Genomic DNA, 18,862 nt, shown 5'->3' with positions numbered 1-18,862 from the left:
GCCCGAATCAGACCAGTCCGGTCCGTTCCCGATGTTCCTCGGCCAACTCCTCCGCCAACGCCCGCGACTGGCACGTCTCCCAACGGACCTGCTCCGCGTCGCCGTACGTGAGCGCCGTCTTGAGTTCGTCGCGCAGGACGCCGACGCCGATTTCCAGCACGTCGCCGTCGGTACCCAGTTCGTACATCGCCCAGCGTTCCGGCGCGTTCGCCACCGTCCCCCGGTCGAGCGTCTGCCAGCGCTTTGCGAGCGGCATCAGTCGTCGTCTTCCTCGGCATCTACCGCCGCGTCCTCCTCGACGAACTCGAACGAGCGCTCGCCCAGTTCGTCCTCCTCGAAGACGAACACCCGCCCGCGTGCGATTTTCGGACTCGCCTCGACTTCGACGGCGTAGCCTTCCGAGCGGACCGTCACGCCGGGGAAGAGTTCTTCTTCCTCTCCGGGTTCGATGATGACACGGCCGACGCCCGTCTCCTGTAGAATCTCGTCGTGCGTGTCCCGGTCGTTGACGTAGGTCATCACGCCCTCCGTCTCCGTCGGGTCGGTGACGAGCACCTGAATCAGTTTGCCCGGTTGCGTTCGAAGCGTTCCGTCCACTTTCTTCGGAATTCCGTTGTAGAAGGCCTCCCGGCCGTCCGTGTATTCGACGACGATGCCGTCCTCGGTGAGTTCGACGCCGAGCGTGTCGGGGGAGACGTCGTTGCGGACACTCATACCCGGCGGTTGGATGGGGACGGCCAAAAGACCCGCGTTCCGGGACGACGCCTCGGCGGTGACCGTCGTTGACGCCGTCAGTCGGTCGTCTGGCGAAGGACGCAACGGGTATGGGTCATCAATAAGTGTGCGTTCGAACTATTCTGGTCGGATTTGGTCGAACATCGTGAATTCCGTCTCCGTTTTTCGGGAGAGAATTTGAAAGAGGCCGGAGGAATCAAATGATTGGAACCGTTACGCCCGGACGATGGAAACACTGGTGCTCTCCGCGCGGTTGGTCGCCGGACTGCTGTTGATACTGGCGAACGGCTACTTCGTCGCCATCGAGTTCGCGCTCACCCGCGTCCGGCAGTACTCCGAGTCGGAGTTCGACTCCCCAGACCTGCGAAGGGCGTGGGAGATGACGGAGAACCTCGAAATATATCTCACGAGCTGTCAGGTCGGAATAACCGCCTCCAGCATCGCGGTCGGTATCGTCGCCGAACCGGCGTTGGCGGCCATCTTCGAGCCGATGTTCGCGGGTACGTGGTTGGCGTCGGTCAGCGCGGGGGCGCTCCTCGGCTTCCTCATCATCAACCTCGTCCACCTAACGCACGGGGAGCAGACGCCGACCTACCTCGGCGTCGAACGCACGAAGTTCGTCTGCAAGTACGGCGCGACGCCGCTGTACTGGTTTCATCGGGCCATCGCCCCAATAATCACGCTCGGCGACGGCGTGGCGAAGTGGACCCTGCGCCTGTTCGGCATCGAAATCACGGGCGCGTGGAAGGACGCGGAAGCCGACGCCATCGAAACCCGCGCCGACCTCCATCAGGAACTTGGTTCCGTCCTCGAACGGGGGGACCTCGCGGACGAACGCCACCGAGAGGTCCTGAACGCGCTCAAAATCGGCGAGGTTCCGGTTCGAGACGTCATGATTCCGCGGGAGGACATCGTTTCTCTCACCACGACGACCCCTTTGGACGATAACCGTCGACGCGTCAAGGACAACCCGCACACTCGATTCCCTCTGGTCGGTGAATCGCTCTCTGATTACTACGGTAACGTCTACATCCCCGCCCTGTACCGGGCGGACGACGCGCTCAGGGCGGACGAAACGACCATAGAGGAGGTCGCACACCCGCCGATGACGGTGTCAGCGGACGCATCCCTCAGCGACGCGTTGGACCTGTTTCAGGCCGAAAATCAGGAACTCGCGTTGGTTCTGGAGGACGGAGACGTGATCGGACTCATCACCGCGACCGACGCGTTGGAGGAAATCGTCGGCGAACTCAACGATCCCACCGACGAACCGACCGAATCGTCCGCGGCCGCGTGACGCCATCACGTATTGCGCCTACCGCTACCCTGAAGGGGGTATCCTGCGAAGGCCGACCATGTACGGCCGTGCGAAAGCACCCGCCGCCGGGACGATACTCAACGCGCTCGCCACCGGCGTCGGATCGGCGTTCGCCATCGACATGACGACGACCGCGGAGGTCGAGTTGGACGATTCCGGCGAAGTTCGCGGCGAAATCGCCGACGCTCCCGACGCGGACGCCCGACTCATCGAGCGCTGTGCGGAACTCGCTCTCGATGTCGAAGACGAGGAGTTCGGCGCGACGGTTCGAACCGAGAGCGACGTTCCGATGGCCTCCGGCCTGAAGAGTTCGAGCGCCGCCGCGAACGCGACGGTGCTGGCGACGCTCTCGGCGCTCGACATCGAGATGCGGCGCGAAGACGCCTGCCGACTCGGCGTGCAGGCGGCCCGCGACGTGGGCGTGACGGTCACGGGCGCGTTCGACGACGCCAGCGCGAGCATGCTCGGCGGCGTCACCGTCACCGACAACTCGGCCGACGAACTCCTCGCCCGCGACGAGGTGGACTGGGACGTGTTGGTGTGGTCGCCGCCGGAGCAGTCGTTTTCCGCCGACGCGGACGTTTCCCGATGCGAACGGGTCGCGCCGATGGCCGAACTGGTGGCTGAACTCGCGCTCGACGGCGAGTACGGGCGGGCGATGACCGTCAACGGCTTCGCCTTCTGTGGTGCGCTCGGATTTTCGGCGGATCCCATGGTCGAGGCCCTGCCGGACGTGGCGGGCGTCTCGCTTTCGGGGACCGGACCGAGTTACGTCGCCGTCGGCGGGCGGGGGGTTTTAGAGGACGTGCGGGAAAGGTGGAATTCATTGGAGGGAACGACATGGCTAACGACGACGCAAACAGACGGAACCCGAACGACATGAGCTTGGACGAACTGCGCGACGAAATCGAATCCATCGACCGCGAACTGGTGGAACTCATCGCCCGACGAACCTACGTCGCCGACACGGTGGCGGAGGTGAAGGCGGCCCAAGATATCCCGACGACGGACGAGTCACAGGAACAGCGCGTGATGGACCGGGCGGGCGAGAACGCTGAGAAATTCGAGGTGGAGTCGAATCTCGTGAAGGCGATTTTCCGGTTGCTGATCGAACTGAACAAGGTGGAGCAGCGGCAGTCTCGCTGAAAAACGCTGTTTTCAGGGGTTTGAGTGCCCTTTGAGGGATTCTTCCGACTGTTTTTCAATCCTGACGGTGCTGGTGATGACGATTCTAAAGGGGTTTGTCTATTCTCCAATCGTGAGCGTGAAGCCCCACGTGAACTCTTTCCACGTCGCATTCGCTCTGAACTTCGGCGTGAAGGACTCCTCGAAACGGTACTCGCCTGCGGGGAGACAGACATCGCTTTCGGTCTTTGGTCCGAACCACTTGTCCATCGTCGCATCCAGTATCTCCTGCTCAGGGTAGTGCAGTATCGCGTATTCGGTCTGAATGCACTCGCTCGAAGCGAATGAACGCCATCGCAGAACGTCGTGGCGAACGAATCGAACGGTGTTCGTCTGCCAGCATCCGTCGACCGGTTGGTCGGGGATAATCTGTTCGTCGGTGCCGAGGGCGTACCGTTGAACGTCTCTCTCAGTCGGAACGAGGACGAGTGGACTTTCGCCTTTACTCCAAATATTGGAGAACGGTTGGATTGGGCCGATACCAACCGTTTGCTTCGTCGAAGAACGGTTCTCGAATGAGCAACGAATTCGAGCGGGGGCGGTAGGCGAGAAATCGCGTACCTTCTCGACTTCGAGTCGGAACGGTACGTCCCTCGGTTGAGAATCACGGGTAACGTCCACGCTCGGATACCGCTCGGAGGGCATACGTGTCGAACAAGCACCGCAGGCAATAAACAACCCTCTGCCGAAGGTTGTGGCACCGGAAGATACAGTATTCTGTGTTTCCATAGTTCTCTGTATGCCCACCATCACAGTCAACGTGGATGATGACCTCAAGGAGAGGATGGAGAAGCACCCGGAAATCAACTGGAGCGAAGTCACTCGACAAGCCATCCGAGACAAAATCGAGAATCTCGAACTGTTGGACGAACTCACCGCCGACAGCGAACTCACTACCGAAGACGTAGACGAAATCGCCGCCAAAATCAACGAGAGCGCACGCAAGCGCGTCGAAAAAGAGTCGGAGTAATCCTGACGAATGAAGTTGGTTGTCGATGCGAACGTTGTCATCTCCGCACTCATCGCTAACTCGAAAACACGGGAACTCATCGTTACGCTCGAACCGGAACTCCTGACACCCGAATTTGTCCACGATGAAATCGGGAACTACGAAGACCTCATCGTCGAGAAATCGGGAATGAGTTCGGACAGGGTTCAACAGTTTATCGACCTCTTGTTCCAGTATGTCGAGACGGTGCCCGCCAGCAAGTTCTACCCGCACATCGAGGAGGCAGAAGAAGCAATAGGTGACACCGACCCAGACGACGTACTGTACGTGGCCTGTGCGCTTGCTCGTGACACAGGAATGTGGAGCGACGACGCCGATTTCGATGAACAAGACCTCGTTCCTGTGTTCACCACCACCGAAGTAATCGAATCATTCGAGACGATGTGACTTCTGAACGCTGGAAGGAACAAATTTGAAAAGTGTGCAGTCTTGCATGGTAAAATTCTCCGAGTTGAACAAAGTGGAGCAGCGGGAGAGCCGCTGAGGCGTCGAGACTATTCCTCGTCGGTCGGTTCCAGTGGAACTCTCGCCACTTCGATGTCATCGTAATCTTTCTCGGATGAGAGTACGTCTATTCCCCGAGTTTCCGTAGTGGCCGCGTGGAATGCGTCGAATGGGGTCATTCCCTCGTCGTAATAGTTGACGGCCTTCAGAACCACCTGTTTCTCTTCTTCGTCTCGAACGGGGACGAGTTCGAGCAGGTTTGCAATCAGCGGAACGTAGTCGAACTCGTGGCGTTCTCTGGCGAGAACGAGTTCGAGATACGAGAATGCCGACGTTTCGACTTCGTATTCTGCCAGCGCTTCCTCGGCCGACCCCTGTAACCAGCCGGAATCTTTTGCGAGTGCGAGCAAAAAATCGGTCTCGACGTACACCGTCATCTATCGGCGTCCTTGTCACGGGCTTTGGCTCTTCCCTCTGCCTCGATGTCCTCTCGAATCTCCTCGACGGACGCATCACGGAGGCCGCCTGCCGCCTCACGGACGGCGGCGAGAGGGTCGTCCGCGACTGGAATAAGTTCGATTCTATCCTCGTAGGTCACGATGTGGTATTTCTCGCCGTACTTCTCACGCACCTCTTTAGGGATGTACAACCGGCCCTGTCTATCCGTCTCTGTTGACATAGAATATACTACAATACCATTGACAAAGAATCGTACCATCATTAGGGAAGTTATGGTATGGCTGTGGTCGCTTTACTAGCCTATATAGTGATTTCATCGAACTGAACAAGGTGGAGCAACGACAGAATCGGTGGCAGAATCGGTAGCTCAATCCAGTTCGAGGCTTAGTTTCAGTGCGTCATCAACCTCGGTCATGGTCGACTCGCTGAGACTTCCGACGACCGAGTGAATCCGCTTTTCGATCGAGATGACGCGAATCTGGTCGAGGCGAACCGAAGAATCCTTCTCGAACGGCGACCCTGTTGCTTCGACGAGGACCTCAAACGGGTAGCCTCGGTGCGTTCCAGTTGCCGGGGCGACGATGGTCGTGCTGGAATTTCGGTTCCCGACATCGTTTTGCACGACTACGGCGGGGCGGGTCTTTTTCAGCTCGTGGCCTTCGGAGGGGTCGAGTCGGACGATGACAACGTCGCCGCGTCGAACGTCAGTATCCTCACTCATTCATCCAGTCCATCCCACGCCTCGTCGGACACCTCGTCCCACTCCTCAGAGAGAGCGTCAGCATTCTCAGACGCCTCTCGATACGCGGCGGCCAGTTCCTCTTCGTCAGGGCGGTCAGATTCGACCTCGACGACAGCAACGGTCACACGCTTATTCGCATACTCCGTCCCGAGGTAGACTCTCCCCCGGTCGTCTGTATCGTTCGTTCGGAGGTCGTGAGCATCTACTTTCATCGTGTTACCCACTAAGACCCACTGTTAGATAATTCTTACCCACTATTACCCACGAGGAGTGCGGTGCAGAAGTGTATTGAGAAGCAGAAGGTTGACAAGATCCGTAACGCCAGTTCGTGAATTGAACACGGTCGAACAGCGAGAGGGAAGGCTCATTCGAGGTTATCCCGAATCACCATCACCTTTACCCGCCGTACGCCGTCGAAGTCTCGGAGTTGATAGGTTAGTTCACGGACCCGCTCGGCGGACCCCCGACAGAACAGCGACTCCAGACACCACTCCCCTTGGTGAGTGTGGCTCGTATTGAGGATGACGTCCTGATACTCGTGCTGGACGGCGTGGAGTTCCCGTATCACATCGTGGTGGCGATAGTCGAAGCCGACGAGCGTGACGATCTCACCGGTCGTCTCTTCGAGACGTAAGTGTGATTCGATGTACTCTAGCATCGCTTCCCTGACCGCACGTGACCGGTTTTCGAGTCCCTGCTCTTGCCACACGTTGTCGAATTCTTCGAGAACTTCGTCAGGGATGTTGAAGCTCGTTCGCATATGTGTTTGCTCGTCCTGCCTTCATAAGACATCTCCCGTATTACGATTCCCCCGTTTCGGTAGTAACAATCGTTATCCACGTTATCCACAGAGACTTGGATACGTCGATGTTACACAACGAAGCACTCGGACTTCTCGTCGGTGCCGTCGCCCTCGGTGCGGTCCACGGTATCGAACCCGGACACGGTTGGCCCGTCGCCGCGTCATACGCGCTCGACCAAACCAACAAGTGGGCCTACGGGTTCGCGGCGAGTTTCATCCTCGGTGTCGGCCACCTCATCAGCAGTATTGCGATGGTAGGGGTGTTCTTCTACGCCAAAGAGTACTTTAGCCTCACGCAAGTCAACGAGTCGATCACCATACTCGACGGTATTCAAATCGGCGGGCCGGTAAGTCTCGTGGCCGGTGTCTTGCTGATCGCGCTCGGTATCCGCGAGTACTTCCACGGGCATTCTCACGGGGCTCATGACCATGACGACGGCCACGACCACGGCCACTCTAATGGCGGCGATCATTCTCACGACGGTCATTCCCACGATCACAGCCACCCTCACGACGGCAGTCATTCACACGACCACGACGACGGAGGTCGGCTCTCTCGTCTGAAAGGGTTCGTCCCGTTCGTCGGAGGACACTCTCATTCGCACGGCAACCTCGACGAAGCCTCCGACCGGGGTCTCTTCGGAATCGCGTGGTTCGCGTTCCTCCTCGGGTTCGCCCACGAGGAGGAGTTCGAGATTATCGTGCTCTGTGCCGGGTCGAACTACTGCCTCGAACTGATGAGCGCGTACGCCATTACCGTCATCGTCGGTATCGTCGGTCTGACGATGCTGTTGATCGCGGGCTATCACCGATACGAGGAGAGAGTCGAGCGGTACACGCCGTACCTCCCGGCGTTCTCCGCCGCCGTCCTCATCGTTATGGGAATCGGGTTCATCACCGGCCTGTTCTGAAGCGCGATTAGAGGCCTGTATCGTGTCATTTCGAGCTTCTCGGGAGCATATCGCCGTAATGTCGGCAGGTGATAATGTGGATTTCAGCGAGTTGAACGAAGTGGAACAGCGGGAAAACGGTAGTAACTCACACCGATACGCAGTTTGGAAATCCCCACGAAGAGCTATTACTGATTCCACGCATCTGTACAATGGACGAAAGCCCATGTCCACTACAAAAAGCCGCAGAGCGATATTCCCCGGTAGCTGGTGGATTCCGGTTGTGGCGATACCGATCCTTTACCTCCTCTGGTTCTCGGTAACACTCGCAAACACCACCTTCGCTCGGTACGTCGGGCCACAGGTTTCGGGATATCTCACTGAAACTGCATCGGTGTTGATCGTCGTGAGCTATGCATTCTCGTTGTTCGCTCCGTTCGCACTCTACCACGACCGAAAGTACGTGAGCACGCAGTCGGAGTGGACGCCGACCCTCCTCTACCTGTTCGTCTTCGTTCCGTTACTGAACGTGCCGATTGCGATTCTCTATCTCGCCCGGCGACACCGATGCGTTGGAATTCCGTAGTTCGTTCCTTCCACTAGTAACAACAAATCGGACGAAAACCCCCCGCAGTTATAGACCAGAAGAAGTGAGCAGTACGGAAATCGGAGATGTCCCGTAGGGTGGGTGGCGAAAACCACCATGCTACGTCGAGCGTCGACCTACTTGCTTTCGGAATTTTGCATCCCGTAGCGTCCCTCTCCCCGAAGAAACCGTTTCGCTTCGAGGACGAGCATCGCAATCGAAGCGACTGCCGAGAACACCGCGATTACGGCCATCACTACCGACGAGTTCATGCGCCGTGTTGGATATCCTCGTAGATAGAATTTTCCTCGAAACGACGGTCGGTCCCGTATGTGCAGCAGTTCTTTGACTCTACCGTATTCTTTTGACACCGTCTTCCGAAGTACGGATACATTCCGCCCATGAAAGCTCTCGTCGCGATCGTCGTCGTCGGAATCGCCCTCCTTGGAGTCGGGTCGCTTCTCGTCGAGGATTCGCCCTACGACGGAAACACCGTGAGCGAACGCAACCCGGTCGTACCGGAGCGACCCGCGACGCTCGACGGTGCCGCGGCGAGGAAGTATCTCATCGACTACGAACGAATCCGCCTGTTCAATGACCTCCTCGCTTCGCGGGGGCACACGCTCGATACGAATGACGACGTTCGGGCGGACTGCACCGCGGTTTCGACGACGGAGACGGCGTCCGACCGGTTCCGAGTTCGCCTCAGTTGTCACGGGAGGATAGTCGACACGAACCGACTCGTCCAACCGACCGACTTCAGGTACACCGTGACGTATTCGATAACCGAAGATAGCCTCGAAGAACGCGCCCTGCACGGCTATCCGTACGAGTCGAGGGACGAACTCCACGAACGTCCGTCGTAGCCCTTCCCGCATTGACGCTGTCCACCAACCGATCGACTCTCACCGACCGCTTCCGCGGTCACATTCCGGTCGAACGTGAAAGAGAAGCGTGTGTGTAATGGTAGCAATCGGCGAACTTGAGGAAGGTACTTGTCCAAGAACCACCATCGAGCAGTCGAGAGGTGACGTCTATTAACGACGACAATCGACATCCTGGTTCGCGGTATCGTCCTCGGATTCTCCATCGCGGCACCGGTCGGACCCATCGGAGTCCTCTGCATCCAGCGAACGCTTTCTAACGGACGACGGTCGGGGTTCGTCAGCGGACTCGGAGCGGCGTCCGCGGACGCGGTGTACGGGTCGATTGCCGGATTCGGAATCACGGCGCTCTCCGCGACACTGCTCGCTCACCGGACGAGCATCCACCTCGGCGGCGGTCTCCTGCTCGTCTATTTCGGCGTCCGGTCGTTCCGTGGCGAACCGGCGGCGCGCGCTTCGACGGCGACACCCGAACTCACTGTTTCCACAGATAGCTCCGAACCCAGAACAGCCGACGTGTCTCCCGCGGGTGGACGCACGCTCGTCCGGGAGTATGGTTCGACGTTCTTACTGACGATTACCAATCCGATGACCCTCCTCGCTTTCATCGGCATCTTCACCGGGTTGGGAATCGGAACGTCCGGCGAGTATCTCGACGCCGTCGCGTTGGTCGGCGGCGTCTTCCTCGGGTCGGCGCTCTGGTGGTTCGCGTTGAGTACCGGCGTGAGCCGTTTCCGCACCCAGTTCAGTCGCTCCCACGTGTACCGAGTGAGCCAACTCGCGGGCGTCGTCATCGTCGGGTTCGGATTCGTCGCCCTGTGGAGCGGGCTGTAATCTCTCTCCCGTTCGCTGCGTTCACGGGGGAAACGACGCAGCGGCTACCGCAACGGTTGTTTGTACACGTAGCTAGCCCGTTCCATGCCGATTCGGTCCTCGTAGAAGCGGTGTGCGTCCTCCCGTTGGAGACCCGATGAGAGCGCGACGAGTTCGCAGTTTTGCTCTCTTCCCCACTCCTCGATGAACGATAGCAGTTCCGCCCCGTAGCCTTCCGAGCGATGGTCGCCGTCGGTAATCAACTCGTACACCCATACGTGGCGACCGTAGTACATGTTCACCTGAACGCCGACGCCAGCGAGCGTGACGATTTCCCCGTCTACACTGACGGCGAAAAGTCGGTATCCGTCGGTCGTCATCGTTCGCAGATAGTCGAGGTACGTGTCCTCGTCGAGATGGGTTCGCAACTGCACCATCACCGGAAACGCGTCCAGCCACTCCCGTTCGGTTTCCAACTCGTGAATCGTCGTTTCGGTCATCTCCTCACACAATGCCAAGTTCGAAGGTGTTCGTTTCGGTAGGGGCGTATATTTCGTCGGAACAGATACGAAAGATGTGGGAAACGAAGTGAAGTAGTCACTCGTTTCGCGTATCCGCGCTCTCCTGTTCCGCGATGAGGTCGAAAAACGCCATCAGACCGGCGACCAGCGAAATTCCGCCGCCGAGAAAGCCCGCGATTCCGAAGACGAAACCGTTCGAATACCCAGTCACGTCATCACCGACAATAGCGAGTACGACCAACGCGACGCCGAACAGGAACACGAGAATCAGCAACCAACGGCGAATCGATCGGAGCAGCGCGTTCGTCTCGGAGGACATGGTCGAACGATTCGGGGCGTTATTATCGTTCTTTCGATACTTTCGTCGCGTCCTCAGTACTCCCAGAGGCGTTCGATTCGCCCGTCGATATCCGGGTGGTCGTCCCGCAGCGTATCGACGCTCGTCTCCCCGTTCACGTTGATGACGTGGACCTCTCCCCTATTCCCCGAATACACGTCCTGAAAGTCGTAGACGACGCCGATGGCGTCCACGTCGTCCGGGACGTCGTCGCTGTCGCGGAGGAACTCGACCTGTCTGTCCACGTTGTACTCGACGAGTCGATTGATGGCACCCGCGCGGTCCACGTCGTCCGGGAGCGCTTCGACACCCGCTTCGAGTCGGGGTTTCAGCAGGTCGAGACAGTGTTCGATACCCGCCGGTTCGGACACCCCGTCCGTCAGGGCGTCGTAAGTCGCCGTGACGGCACCGCAACCGGTGTGCCCGACGACGACGACGGTTTCGGTTCCCGTGTGCGCCACCGGATAGAGGACGTCGCCCGAGACGACTTCCCCGGCGTCGGTTCGCTGGACGACGCGGTTTCCGATGTTGCCGCAGGTGAAGACGCTTCCCGGTTCGTCGTTCCCCCAGAGGTGGTCCTGCAAGACGCGGGAATCGGAACAGCAGACGGAAACGACGTCGGGATGCTGGGACTCCTGTACGTCGTCGAAACGGGTTCGGAACTCCGCCGCGTGGTCGGCGTTGTTCTCCAACAGCTCGATGAACGTCCGGTGCATGGTTGCCGTCGTTTCTCTCGGACAATATTCTTTGCTTCTTGCGAAGCGGGGAATCGACGTTCGAGAATCGATACTCCGACTCGTCAATTTCGTTCGACGCCACCAAACGGGACGATTCTTGTCGAACCGATTCCTACCGGATGGTATGAACGAGACACGGCGGGCCGTCTTGGACGCGCTCGCGGACGGCCCGGTTTCCGGCCCGGAACTCGCGGCGGCGCTCGACATTTCGCGGAACGCCGTCTGGAAGCACGTCGAAGCGCTCCGTACCGCCGGTTTCGAAATCGAGAGTACGAGTGACGGTTATCTCCTCGGTGAAGTTCCCGAGTTCGGCCCGGCGGTGGAGTACGGACTCGACGCGCCGTTCGAGGTGGAGTATCACGATTCCATCGGGAGCACGAACGACCGGGCGCGCGAGTTGGCCGGGGAGAACGCGCGGGACGTCGTCGTGCTTGCGGACGAACAGATCGGGGGACGTGGCCGTCTCGAACGTGCGTGGGTCGGGCCGTCCGGCGGCATCTGGATGAGCTTCGTCCTCCGGCCGACGATACCGCCCGCACACGCGCCGCTCCTGACGCTCGCCGCCGCCGTCGCCGTGACGCGGGCGGCGCGGGAAGCGGGCGTTCCGGCGGAAATCAAGTGGCCGAACGATGTTCTCGTGAGCGAGGGACGAGCGAACGAGAATCAATCAGCACAACCCCCTTCCGAGGGGAGGGGAGGAGACAAGCTCTGTGGTATCCTCACCGAGATGGAGGGGGAGGCGAACCGCGTCTCGTGGGTCATCGTCGGCACCGGAATCAACGTCAACATCGCGGCCGACGACCTTCCGGAGGGCGCGACGAGCGTACAGGAAGTGGTCGGGCCGGTGAACCGGCGGGTGTTCGCCCAGCGGGTGGTAGAGGAGTTCCACGCGCTCCGGACCGACCTCGACGCCGTGCTTCCGGCGTGGCGAGAGTTGTCGGCGACGCTCGGCCAGCAGGTGCGGGTCGAAACGCCCGAAGGAGACGTGGTCGGGGAGGCAATCGATATCGTCACGCCGGGGGCGCTCGTCGTGGACACTGACGACGGAGAAGTGCGCGTTCACGCGGGAGACTGCGACCACCTTCGCCCCGCGAACTGAAACCGACGGTTAGCTGCTACTCTGTGCTTTGCCGGTCGCCGACACTTCGGGACCGTCGTCCTCGCCGCCGACGCGGACCGTGAGGACGGGAACGGTCGAAGCGCGGACGACGCGTTCGGCCACGCTGCCGAGGAGCAGGCGGTCGATGCCGCCGCGTCCGTGCGTTCCCATCACGATGAGGTCGAAGCCGTCCAACTCGGCGTAGCGGACTATCTCCTTGCTCGGCGGCCCTTCGAGTAGGTTCGTCGTCAGCGAGACGTCGTACCCTTCGACGGCGCGACGGGCGTCTTCCAGCGCCGACTCGCCCTCCTCTTGGAGCATGTCGGTGACGCCCTCCCACGATGACTCCATCGGTAAACTGGCGAACGTCGAGGAGTTGATGACGTATATCGCGTGCAGTTCCGCGCCATGCGCCTCGGCCAGTTCGGCGGCGTGTGCGAGAACGCACGTCATCTCCTCCGAACCGTCGGTGGGCACGAGAATTCGGTCGTACATGGACGTGTTACCGAATGCCACGGCATGGGTTGTCTTAACTCATTTGGTGGCCATACCTTCGAATCGAAATGAAATCGGGAACAGTACGGCATCGACCGAAAGCCGCGAACGGCTGGAGTTTCGTATCGATTAGTTCCGACGAGGGCACCGCCACCCGCCGCGCGGCCGCTCGAACCGGTCACAACACCACGTCGGTCATTACAACACCACGTCGGTCACGTCGTTCGCGCCCGCGCGGCGAACGACCGAGCGAACCACGTCGCGGTTTCCGGCGAGGTTGTTCGAGTCGCCGTCGAGAACGAGGAGTTTCGCGTCGCGTCCCGGTTCGATAACGCCGCAGTTCAATCCCGCGATGCGTGCGCCGTTCTGCGTCGCCATTCGAAGCACTTCGCGCGGCGCGATGTCCGTCAACTTCGCCGTGAACTCCATCTCCCGGAACATCGACGGACTGTTCAACATCACGTTGTCCGTCCCGAGCGCGACAGTCGTCCGTTCGAGGAGATCGCGTATCGGCGGCATGCCGACGCCGGTCACGAGGTTCGAGCGGGGGCAGACCGCGATTGGAATCTCGCTGTGTTCGATTCTATCGAGGTGAATCGGCTCCGGATGGACGACGTGGACGAGGAAATCCGGCGAGAGGTCGAGCGCCGGGTTGATATCGCTCGAATCGGCCTCCCCGGCGTGGATTCCGAACGTCTTTTCGGCCCGTTTCGTCGCCGTCCGCTCACGGGCGAACTCGGCGTCGTTGGCTCCGCTCGCACCGAAGCCGTCCGCGGCCTCCATCGCGTCGACCGTCTCCCGGCCGAGGATGAACGGGTCGATGTCCAACCCCTCGACAGCCTCGCGGAGCGCGTAGACGCCCTCGACGCCGCCCTCCCGAAATTCGAGAAACGAGGCAGTTCCCGTCGCCTGCATGAACTGCAACGACCGACGCATCGCTTCGACTTTTTTCTCACGGGACGTTTCCCGGAGGAGTCGATGTTTGAGTCCGTCCGGCGGCGCGACGAGTTCCTCCAACGAGAGGCCCGCACCGGCCTCCTTCGCGATGGAATCCCCGATGTGGGTGTGTGCGTTGACGAACGCGGGACAGACGATGTTCGACGACGAAACGGACTCCTCCTCGATGGCAGTTATCGTACCATCCTCGACGACGACGCGGCCTTCCACGGGTTCGAAGGTCGGCCCGGACAGGATGGTGCCCTCCACAAGCATAGATGCCGATTATCAGTTGTCGGACTTAAACGCCTCGTCGCCCGCCGCGAACACTCATTCGGGTTCCCTCTACTCCTCTTCTTCCTCGAAATCGGTCAGCGTCGTCCGAACGCCCGTTCGAATGTCGTTGACGAGCGCGCCGTCAGTTTCCAACCCGAGGACGCGTTCGGCCGCCCGTCCGACCGCGTCCGTCTCCTCGGCCGACGTGTACACCCCGAGTCGCCACTGGTCGCGTTGGACTTGCTGCAGCGCTCGCACCAGCGTCGATTGCTTTGCGAGCGGGCGAATCTCGCCGTTGACGACGACGCGCGACGACGACTCGGTCATCGTCGGGCGGCTCGGAACGTCGAGCGTGACGAGTTCCGAATCCACGTCGGCGCACTCCGCGATGTCGTCTTCGTACTCGCGGACGGTGTCGTGGTCCGCGTCGATGATGTCGTCCGAAACGTCCACCATCTCGGCCCACACGGCACGCTTGTAGAGGTCGCGGTCCGACAGCCGTCGGGCGAGTTCGGCGGTTTCAGGGTTCGTACGGAGGGCGACGAGCAGGTCGTGATCGTCCATCCGTCGCAACCGTTCGGCGTCGATGTCCGGCGAGTCGAGGAGCCGTTCGCTCGCCCGCTGGAGCATCGACTTGCTGATTCGCGTGACGTGGTGGTTGTACACCGTCGGGTTCATCAGCGCACGGGCAACGAGGAGGCTCTCCGCGGTTTGGACGTTCCCCTCCGCGAGGACGAGTTTGCCGTCGAAGAACGTCAGTTCGTGCGTCAGTCGCTCGTGGTCGATGGTGCCGTACGGAACCCCGGTGTGGTGGGCGTCGCGGACGAGGTAGTCCATCCGGTCCACGTCGAGTTCGCCGGAGACGACCTGCCCGAGTTCGCCCTCGCCCGCGATGAGTCCGGCGATGGTGTCCGTGTCCAGAGCGTGGTCGCGGAGGATGTCACCGACCTCCGATTCCGCGAGGAGGTCGTACACATCGTCGTGGTACTTCCCCGTTCGGCGATGGATGAGGTCCTCGATGGTGTGGCTGTACGGCGAGTGGCCGATGTCGTGGAGGAGGGCGGCCGCGCGAACGCGCTCCGCTTGCACTCCCTCGATACCGAGGTTGGTGAGGGCTTGACGGGCGAGGTGGTAGACGCCGAGACTGTGTTCGAATCGCGTGTGGTTCGCGGAGGGATAGACGAGACGGGCCGTTCCGAGTTGCGTGATGTGTCGGAGTCGCTGAACCGCGTGCGTATCGAGGAGATCGCCCGCGACGCCATCGACCTCGATGTGGTCGTGAACGCTGTCCTTGATAGTCTTCATTGCGAGAACGTTGCCCGTCATGGTATAAAAACCGAAGGACGAGGCTTTATGCCCTCTCTCGAAGGAATCCGAAGCATGGTCACGTTTCTCTCTGGAGGAACCGGGACCCCCAAACTGTTGGACGGGTCCGGGTCGATTTTCCCGCGCGACGAGACGACCGTCGTCGGCAACACGGGGGACGACGTCGAACTCGGGGGACTCCTCGTCTGCCCCGACATCGATACGGTGCTGTTCCAGCAAGGGGGCGTCCTCGACCGCGAGATGTGGTGGGGAATCGCGGACGACACGACGGCGACGCACGACGAACTCCTCCGTCTCGCGGAGTCGGCGGGACTCGCCGACGGGCCGCGATACCTCCCGGACGACCGGCAGACTGCGGGTCGAGACATCGCCCGCTGGCGACGCTTCTCTGGCATCGCGGAGTTCATGCTCCTCGGCGACCGCGACCGAGCGGTTCACGTCACCCGGACGGGGTTGCTGGACGAGGGGAAGACGCTCACCGAGGCGACGCGGATTCTGGCTGACGCGTTCGACTCGCCGATGGACGTCGTTCCGATGAGCGACGACGCCGTCGCGAGCATCATCCACACACCCGACGGGGAGATGCACTTTCAGGAGTTCTGGGTCGCACGCGGCGGCGAACCCGAAGTCACGGACGTGGAGTTCCGCGGCGCGAGCGAGGCCCGACCGTCGACAACCGCACTCGACGCGCTGACGGACGACCCCGTCGTCATCGGCCCGTCGAACCCGGTGACGAGTATCGGCCCGATGCTCGCCATGGACGCCTTCCGCGAGGCGCTCGAATCGACCACGGTCGTCGCCGTTTCGCCGTTCGTCGAGGACCGCGTGTTCTCGGGGCCAGCGGCGAAACTGATGGACGCGGTCGGCTATCGACCGAGCACGGCGGGCGTGGCGGAGGCGTACCCGTTCGCGGACGCCTTCGTCTTGGACGAGGAAGACGGAACGACGCTCGACCGCCCGACCGTTCGCACCGACACGAAGATGGACGACGCGGAGGACGCAGCGCGCGTCGCCCGCACCGTGAGCGACGCGCTGGAGGTCGCGTGATGTTCGCGCCACGGGTCGCGGTCGCCAGCCTCAGCGGGGAATCCGACGCGGATTGGGCGCGAACCGCGTCCGAACACGTCGGTGCGGCGTTTCTGGGCGGCATCGCGCTGGACGAGGCGACGAGGGATACGGCCCGGCAGTTGGTGTCGCGCGAGCGAAACGAGTTCCTGCCTGACGATCCCGTCGCGTTCGTGGACGAACAACTCGCCGCGCTCGCGGACGTGCCGGTTCGACCCGCGGTCAACGTTCGTTCCGCCACCCTGCCGCCGATTCGGGAAGCGGCGGCGGTGTGTTCGCGCCACGACGCGATACTGGAACTCAACGCCCACTGCCGACAGGAGGAGATGTGTGCGGTCGGTGCCGGACAATCGCTCCTTCGGAACCCGGACCGCCTCCGTCGGCAGGTCCGTACGGCGACCGACGGGGGAGCGACCGTGAGCGTCAAAGTTCGAACCGAAGTCCCCGGCGTGAATCTGCCCGAGGTTGCACGACAGGTCGTCGCGGCGGGCGCGGAAATCGTCCACATCGACGCGATGGATTCGGAACACGTCGTGGCGGACGTCGCGGACGCCACCGATTGCTTCCTCGTGGCGAACAACGGCGTCCGCGACGAGGCGACGGTCGCCGAGTACCTCGACTACGGAGCGGACGCGGTGAGCGTCGGACGACCGAGTGACGACACAGAGGTGCTCTCCCGCGTCCGCCGTGCGACCGACGAGTGGTTCGCGGAGGTGGTGGCGTGACGCCCGCGGAACACGCGCAACTCGCGCTGCTGTTGGAAGTCGCCGGGACGCCCAAACCCGGAAACGTGGACCGCGACCGGGATTTTCCCGATTTGCGCTTCGAACACTTCCTCGCCGGTGCAATCGGGTCCGGTGCGGGTCTCAGAGCGGCCGAGAAGGGGACGCCCGTCGGCGAGGCGTTCGAGGAGGCCGTCGAAGGTATGAGCCAGCAGGAGGGCGGCAACACGCAGTTCGGCGCGTTGCTGTTGTTGATTCCGCTAGTGAAGGCCGACGAGTTGTCGCCGGACGGCGTGGCGGAGGTCGCGGAGGCGACGACGGTCGAGGACGCGGAGGGGTTCTACCGCGCGTTCGAATACGTCGACGTGGCCGTCACCGACCCGCCGGAGGGGATGGACGAACTGGACGTTCGCCGCGGAAGTGACGCGATTTCCGCCCTCCGGGAGGGGGATCTCACGCTCTACGACGTGATGGAACTCAGCGAGGACGTCGACGGTGTCGCCCGCGAGTGGGCGAACGGGTTCGAACGAACCTTCGAGGCCAGCGACCGAATCGCGGAACTGGACGGCGGTATCTCGGCGCGTGCGGCCCAAGTGTACCTCGAATTCCTCGCCCGTGAACCGGACACCTTCGTGGCGAAGCGACACGGGAACAAGGTCGCGGAGAGCGTCCTCGTCCGGGCACAGGAGGCACTTCAGGAGGCGCGGGAGGGGAACCCGGAACTCGTCACGGCGTTCGCGGACTCGCTGGTCGAGGAGGGGATCAATCCCGGTACGACTGCCGACATCGTAGCGGGTGGCCTGTTCATCGCGCTGGAGCGGGGTATCTCGCCGTGACGCACGCCGATTGGCCGGTCGAACTGCGGGGCGTGACCGAATCAGTCGTCACGACGCTCGGCCCGAACGGCTTGTGGAACGTGGCCGTTCTCGGACTTCACGCTGGAAACGACGACAATCGTGACGACGACCCGATAACGGCCCGAACGTGGGGAAACACCCGGACCCGGCGGAACTTCCACCGACGGGGCGGCGGCGTCGTTCAGTTCACCCGCGACCCCGTGGATTTCGCGGAGGCCGCACTCTCGATTCGGGAGGAAGCGGAATCGGTACTCGACTCCGCGGACGCGTGGGTCGAAATAGAGGCCGAGCAAATTGGTGCGGGGGAAACGGACGGAACACGCTGGGAGGAATGGGAATTGACGCCGGTCGAATCCGAGGTTCGCAAACGGCGGGTTCTGCTGACCAATCGCGGGTTCGCCGCGGTCGTTGAAGCCACGGTTGCGGCGTCCCGGTTGGGCGTCGAGGGCTATGACTCCTCGGAACTCCGAACCCGATTGGACTACTTCGAGGAGGTCGCGCGGACGTGCGGCGGCGAGCGCGAGAGCGCCGCGTTCGACCGGATTCGAGAGTTGGCCGAGTGGTGAGGGACGTGTAGATGTATTGACCGTTCCGTTCTCCGACGGGTCGGGGTGATTTCAAAAG

At 61.4% G+C, this 18,862-nt stretch carries 29 protein-coding genes; 14 read left to right on the top strand and 15 right to left on the bottom strand.

The window, feature by feature from the left end; translation table 11 throughout:
• Positions 1 to 7 precede the first annotated feature (7 nt).
• Both LJF34_RS01970 and LJF34_RS01965 read right to left on the bottom strand, forming a co-directional pair.
• Positions 8 to 256: a hypothetical protein gene (locus tag LJF34_RS01970; protein WP_231182950.1), complete on the bottom strand. Its 249-nt coding sequence runs from the start codon at positions 254 to 256 to the stop codon at positions 8 to 10.
• Positions 256 to 714 carry a DUF5796 family protein gene (locus tag LJF34_RS01965; RefSeq protein WP_231182949.1) on the bottom strand — a complete coding sequence of 153 codons (459 nt, stop codon included), beginning with the start codon at positions 712 to 714 and terminating at the stop codon, positions 256 to 258. Before LJF34_RS01965 ends, LJF34_RS01970 begins: the two co-directional genes overlap by 1 nt.
• A 247-nt stretch (positions 715 to 961) precedes the next feature.
• Here LJF34_RS01965 and LJF34_RS01960 point away from each other — a divergent pair, with 247 nt between their 5' ends.
• The 3 genes from LJF34_RS01960 to LJF34_RS01950 are packed head-to-tail and all read left to right on the top strand — an operon-like array spanning position 962 to position 3,199.
• Positions 962 to 2,032 carry a hemolysin family protein gene (locus LJF34_RS01960; protein ID WP_231182948.1) on the top strand — a complete coding sequence of 357 codons (1,071 nt, stop codon included), beginning with the start codon at positions 962 to 964 and terminating at the stop codon, positions 2,030 to 2,032.
• A gap of 58 nt (positions 2,033 to 2,090) precedes the next feature.
• Positions 2,091 to 2,936: a shikimate kinase gene (locus tag LJF34_RS01955; RefSeq protein ID WP_231182947.1), complete on the top strand. Its 846-nt coding sequence runs from the start codon at positions 2,091 to 2,093 to the stop codon at positions 2,934 to 2,936.
• A complete protein-coding gene (locus LJF34_RS01950; protein ID WP_231185028.1) occupies positions 2,933 to 3,199 on the top strand; it encodes a chorismate mutase in 267 nt (88 codons plus the stop codon). Before LJF34_RS01955 ends, LJF34_RS01950 begins: the two co-directional genes overlap by 4 nt.
• 99 nt (positions 3,200 to 3,298) lie before the next feature.
• On the opposite strand, the gene LJF34_RS01945 is transcribed toward LJF34_RS01950, so the two are convergent.
• Complete coding sequence (locus tag LJF34_RS01945; RefSeq protein ID WP_231182946.1) at positions 3,299 to 3,883, bottom strand: hypothetical protein; 585 nt, start codon at positions 3,881 to 3,883, stop codon at positions 3,299 to 3,301.
• Between the two features lie 94 nt (positions 3,884 to 3,977).
• On the opposite strand from LJF34_RS01945, the gene LJF34_RS01940 reads away from it, so the two are divergent.
• The gene (locus LJF34_RS01940) at positions 3,978 to 4,208 is read left to right on the top strand and encodes a hypothetical protein (protein ID WP_231182945.1); all 231 of its coding nucleotides are present in this window, start codon (positions 3,978 to 3,980) and stop codon (positions 4,206 to 4,208) included.
• Between the two features lie 9 nt (positions 4,209 to 4,217).
• Positions 4,218 to 4,634: a PIN domain-containing protein gene (locus LJF34_RS01935; RefSeq protein ID WP_231182944.1), complete on the top strand. Its 417-nt coding sequence runs from the start codon at positions 4,218 to 4,220 to the stop codon at positions 4,632 to 4,634.
• Between the two features lie 107 nt (positions 4,635 to 4,741).
• Here LJF34_RS01935 and LJF34_RS01930 read toward each other — a convergent pair whose 3' ends face one another.
• From LJF34_RS01930 to LJF34_RS01910, 5 genes are all read right to left on the bottom strand, one after another.
• Positions 4,742 to 5,128 carry a PIN domain-containing protein gene (locus LJF34_RS01930; RefSeq protein WP_231182943.1) on the bottom strand — a complete coding sequence of 129 codons (387 nt, stop codon included), beginning with the start codon at positions 5,126 to 5,128 and terminating at the stop codon, positions 4,742 to 4,744.
• Entirely contained in the window at positions 5,125 to 5,370 is a 246-nt protein-coding gene (locus tag LJF34_RS01925; RefSeq protein ID WP_231182942.1) for an AbrB/MazE/SpoVT family DNA-binding domain-containing protein, read from the bottom strand. The genes LJF34_RS01930 and LJF34_RS01925 overlap by 4 nt, the downstream gene beginning before the upstream one ends.
• 147 nt (positions 5,371 to 5,517) lie before the next feature.
• Positions 5,518 to 5,871, bottom strand: coding sequence for a type II toxin-antitoxin system PemK/MazF family toxin (locus LJF34_RS01920; RefSeq protein ID WP_231182941.1), 354 nt, complete (start codon positions 5,869 to 5,871; stop codon positions 5,518 to 5,520).
• On the bottom strand, positions 5,868 to 6,104 hold the full coding sequence (locus tag LJF34_RS01915; protein WP_231182940.1) for a hypothetical protein: 237 nt from the start codon (positions 6,102 to 6,104) through the stop codon (positions 5,868 to 5,870). The genes LJF34_RS01920 and LJF34_RS01915 overlap by 4 nt, the downstream gene beginning before the upstream one ends.
• A gap of 152 nt (positions 6,105 to 6,256) precedes the next feature.
• On the bottom strand, positions 6,257 to 6,652 hold the full coding sequence (locus LJF34_RS01910; protein ID WP_231182939.1) for a CopG family transcriptional regulator: 396 nt from the start codon (positions 6,650 to 6,652) through the stop codon (positions 6,257 to 6,259).
• A gap of 107 nt (positions 6,653 to 6,759) precedes the next feature.
• Here LJF34_RS01910 and LJF34_RS01905 point away from each other — a divergent pair, with 107 nt between their 5' ends.
• Together LJF34_RS01905 and LJF34_RS01900 are read left to right on the top strand one after the other, a co-directional pair.
• Positions 6,760 to 7,605: a hypothetical protein gene (locus LJF34_RS01905; RefSeq protein ID WP_231182938.1), complete on the top strand. Its 846-nt coding sequence runs from the start codon at positions 6,760 to 6,762 to the stop codon at positions 7,603 to 7,605.
• 205 nt (positions 7,606 to 7,810) lie between these two features.
• Positions 7,811 to 8,170: a hypothetical protein gene (locus LJF34_RS01900; protein WP_231182937.1), complete on the top strand. Its 360-nt coding sequence runs from the start codon at positions 7,811 to 7,813 to the stop codon at positions 8,168 to 8,170.
• A 137-nt stretch (positions 8,171 to 8,307) separates the two neighbouring features.
• On the opposite strand, the gene LJF34_RS28815 is transcribed toward LJF34_RS01900, so the two are convergent.
• Positions 8,308 to 8,442, bottom strand: a complete 135-nt coding sequence (locus tag LJF34_RS28815; RefSeq protein WP_255665575.1) for a hypothetical protein — start codon at positions 8,440 to 8,442, stop codon at positions 8,308 to 8,310.
• A gap of 129 nt (positions 8,443 to 8,571) precedes the next feature.
• Here LJF34_RS28815 and LJF34_RS01895 point away from each other — a divergent pair, with 129 nt between their 5' ends.
• Both LJF34_RS01895 and LJF34_RS01890 read left to right on the top strand, forming a co-directional pair.
• Positions 8,572 to 9,036 carry a hypothetical protein gene (locus LJF34_RS01895; protein ID WP_231182936.1) on the top strand — a complete coding sequence of 155 codons (465 nt, stop codon included), beginning with the start codon at positions 8,572 to 8,574 and terminating at the stop codon, positions 9,034 to 9,036.
• Positions 9,037 to 9,219: 183 nt separating this feature from the next.
• Complete coding sequence (locus LJF34_RS01890; RefSeq protein WP_342765867.1) at positions 9,220 to 9,888, top strand: LysE family transporter; 669 nt, start codon at positions 9,220 to 9,222, stop codon at positions 9,886 to 9,888.
• A gap of 44 nt (positions 9,889 to 9,932) precedes the next feature.
• Here LJF34_RS01890 and LJF34_RS01885 read toward each other — a convergent pair whose 3' ends face one another.
• The 3 genes from LJF34_RS01885 to LJF34_RS01875 all read right to left on the bottom strand — a co-directional run bounded on the left by LJF34_RS01885 (position 9,933) and on the right by LJF34_RS01875 (position 11,441).
• Positions 9,933 to 10,367 carry a GNAT family N-acetyltransferase gene (locus LJF34_RS01885; protein ID WP_231182935.1) on the bottom strand — a complete coding sequence of 145 codons (435 nt, stop codon included), beginning with the start codon at positions 10,365 to 10,367 and terminating at the stop codon, positions 9,933 to 9,935.
• Between the two features lie 97 nt (positions 10,368 to 10,464).
• On the bottom strand, positions 10,465 to 10,707 hold the full coding sequence (locus LJF34_RS01880) for a hypothetical protein (RefSeq protein ID WP_231182934.1): 243 nt from the start codon (positions 10,705 to 10,707) through the stop codon (positions 10,465 to 10,467).
• A 53-nt stretch (positions 10,708 to 10,760) separates the two neighbouring features.
• A complete protein-coding gene (locus tag LJF34_RS01875) occupies positions 10,761 to 11,441 on the bottom strand; it encodes a carbonic anhydrase (RefSeq protein ID WP_231182933.1) in 681 nt (226 codons plus the stop codon).
• Positions 11,442 to 11,586: 145 nt separating this feature from the next.
• On the opposite strand from LJF34_RS01875, the gene LJF34_RS01870 reads away from it, so the two are divergent.
• Positions 11,587 to 12,561 (top strand): biotin--[acetyl-CoA-carboxylase] ligase, encoded by a 975-nt coding sequence (locus tag LJF34_RS01870; RefSeq protein WP_231182932.1) that lies wholly within the window; start codon positions 11,587 to 11,589, stop codon positions 12,559 to 12,561.
• Between the two features lie 9 nt (positions 12,562 to 12,570).
• Here LJF34_RS01870 and LJF34_RS01865 read toward each other — a convergent pair whose 3' ends face one another.
• The 3 genes from LJF34_RS01865 to LJF34_RS01855 form a co-directional block, all read right to left on the bottom strand.
• Positions 12,571 to 13,056 (bottom strand): universal stress protein, encoded by a 486-nt coding sequence (locus LJF34_RS01865; protein WP_231182931.1) that lies wholly within the window; start codon positions 13,054 to 13,056, stop codon positions 12,571 to 12,573.
• Positions 13,057 to 13,254: 198 nt separating this feature from the next.
• The gene (locus LJF34_RS01860; RefSeq protein ID WP_231182930.1) at positions 13,255 to 14,268 is read right to left on the bottom strand and encodes an amidohydrolase family protein; all 1,014 of its coding nucleotides are present in this window, start codon (positions 14,266 to 14,268) and stop codon (positions 13,255 to 13,257) included.
• Between the two features lie 69 nt (positions 14,269 to 14,337).
• Positions 14,338 to 15,573 (bottom strand): HD domain-containing protein, encoded by a 1,236-nt coding sequence (locus tag LJF34_RS01855; RefSeq protein ID WP_231185026.1) that lies wholly within the window; start codon positions 15,571 to 15,573, stop codon positions 14,338 to 14,340.
• Positions 15,574 to 15,648: 75 nt separating this feature from the next.
• On the opposite strand from LJF34_RS01855, the gene cofD reads away from it, so the two are divergent.
• Genes cofD through LJF34_RS01835 form a run of 4 tightly spaced genes read left to right on the top strand, consistent with a single transcriptional unit; the run spans position 15,649 to position 18,804 of the window.
• Positions 15,649 to 16,641, top strand: coding sequence for a 2-phospho-L-lactate transferase (gene cofD / locus LJF34_RS01850; protein ID WP_231185025.1), 993 nt, complete (start codon positions 15,649 to 15,651; stop codon positions 16,639 to 16,641).
• On the top strand, positions 16,641 to 17,384 hold the full coding sequence (locus LJF34_RS01845) for a tRNA-dihydrouridine synthase (RefSeq protein WP_231182929.1): 744 nt from the start codon (positions 16,641 to 16,643) through the stop codon (positions 17,382 to 17,384). The genes cofD and LJF34_RS01845 overlap by 1 nt, the downstream gene beginning before the upstream one ends.
• Complete coding sequence (locus tag LJF34_RS01840; RefSeq protein WP_231182928.1) at positions 17,381 to 18,217, top strand: triphosphoribosyl-dephospho-CoA synthase; 837 nt, start codon at positions 17,381 to 17,383, stop codon at positions 18,215 to 18,217. The genes LJF34_RS01845 and LJF34_RS01840 overlap by 4 nt, the downstream gene beginning before the upstream one ends.
• The gene (locus LJF34_RS01835) at positions 18,214 to 18,804 is read left to right on the top strand and encodes a DUF447 domain-containing protein (RefSeq protein WP_231182927.1); all 591 of its coding nucleotides are present in this window, start codon (positions 18,214 to 18,216) and stop codon (positions 18,802 to 18,804) included. Before LJF34_RS01840 ends, LJF34_RS01835 begins: the two co-directional genes overlap by 4 nt.
• Positions 18,805 to 18,862 lie beyond the last annotated feature (58 nt).

Origin of the sequence: Haladaptatus sp. DYF46, from assembly GCF_021083305.1 — an archaeon.
Taxonomy (GTDB): Archaea; Halobacteriota; Halobacteria; order Halobacteriales; family Haladaptataceae; genus Haladaptatus.
This window is presented reverse-complemented; position numbering and strand designations above follow the sequence as displayed.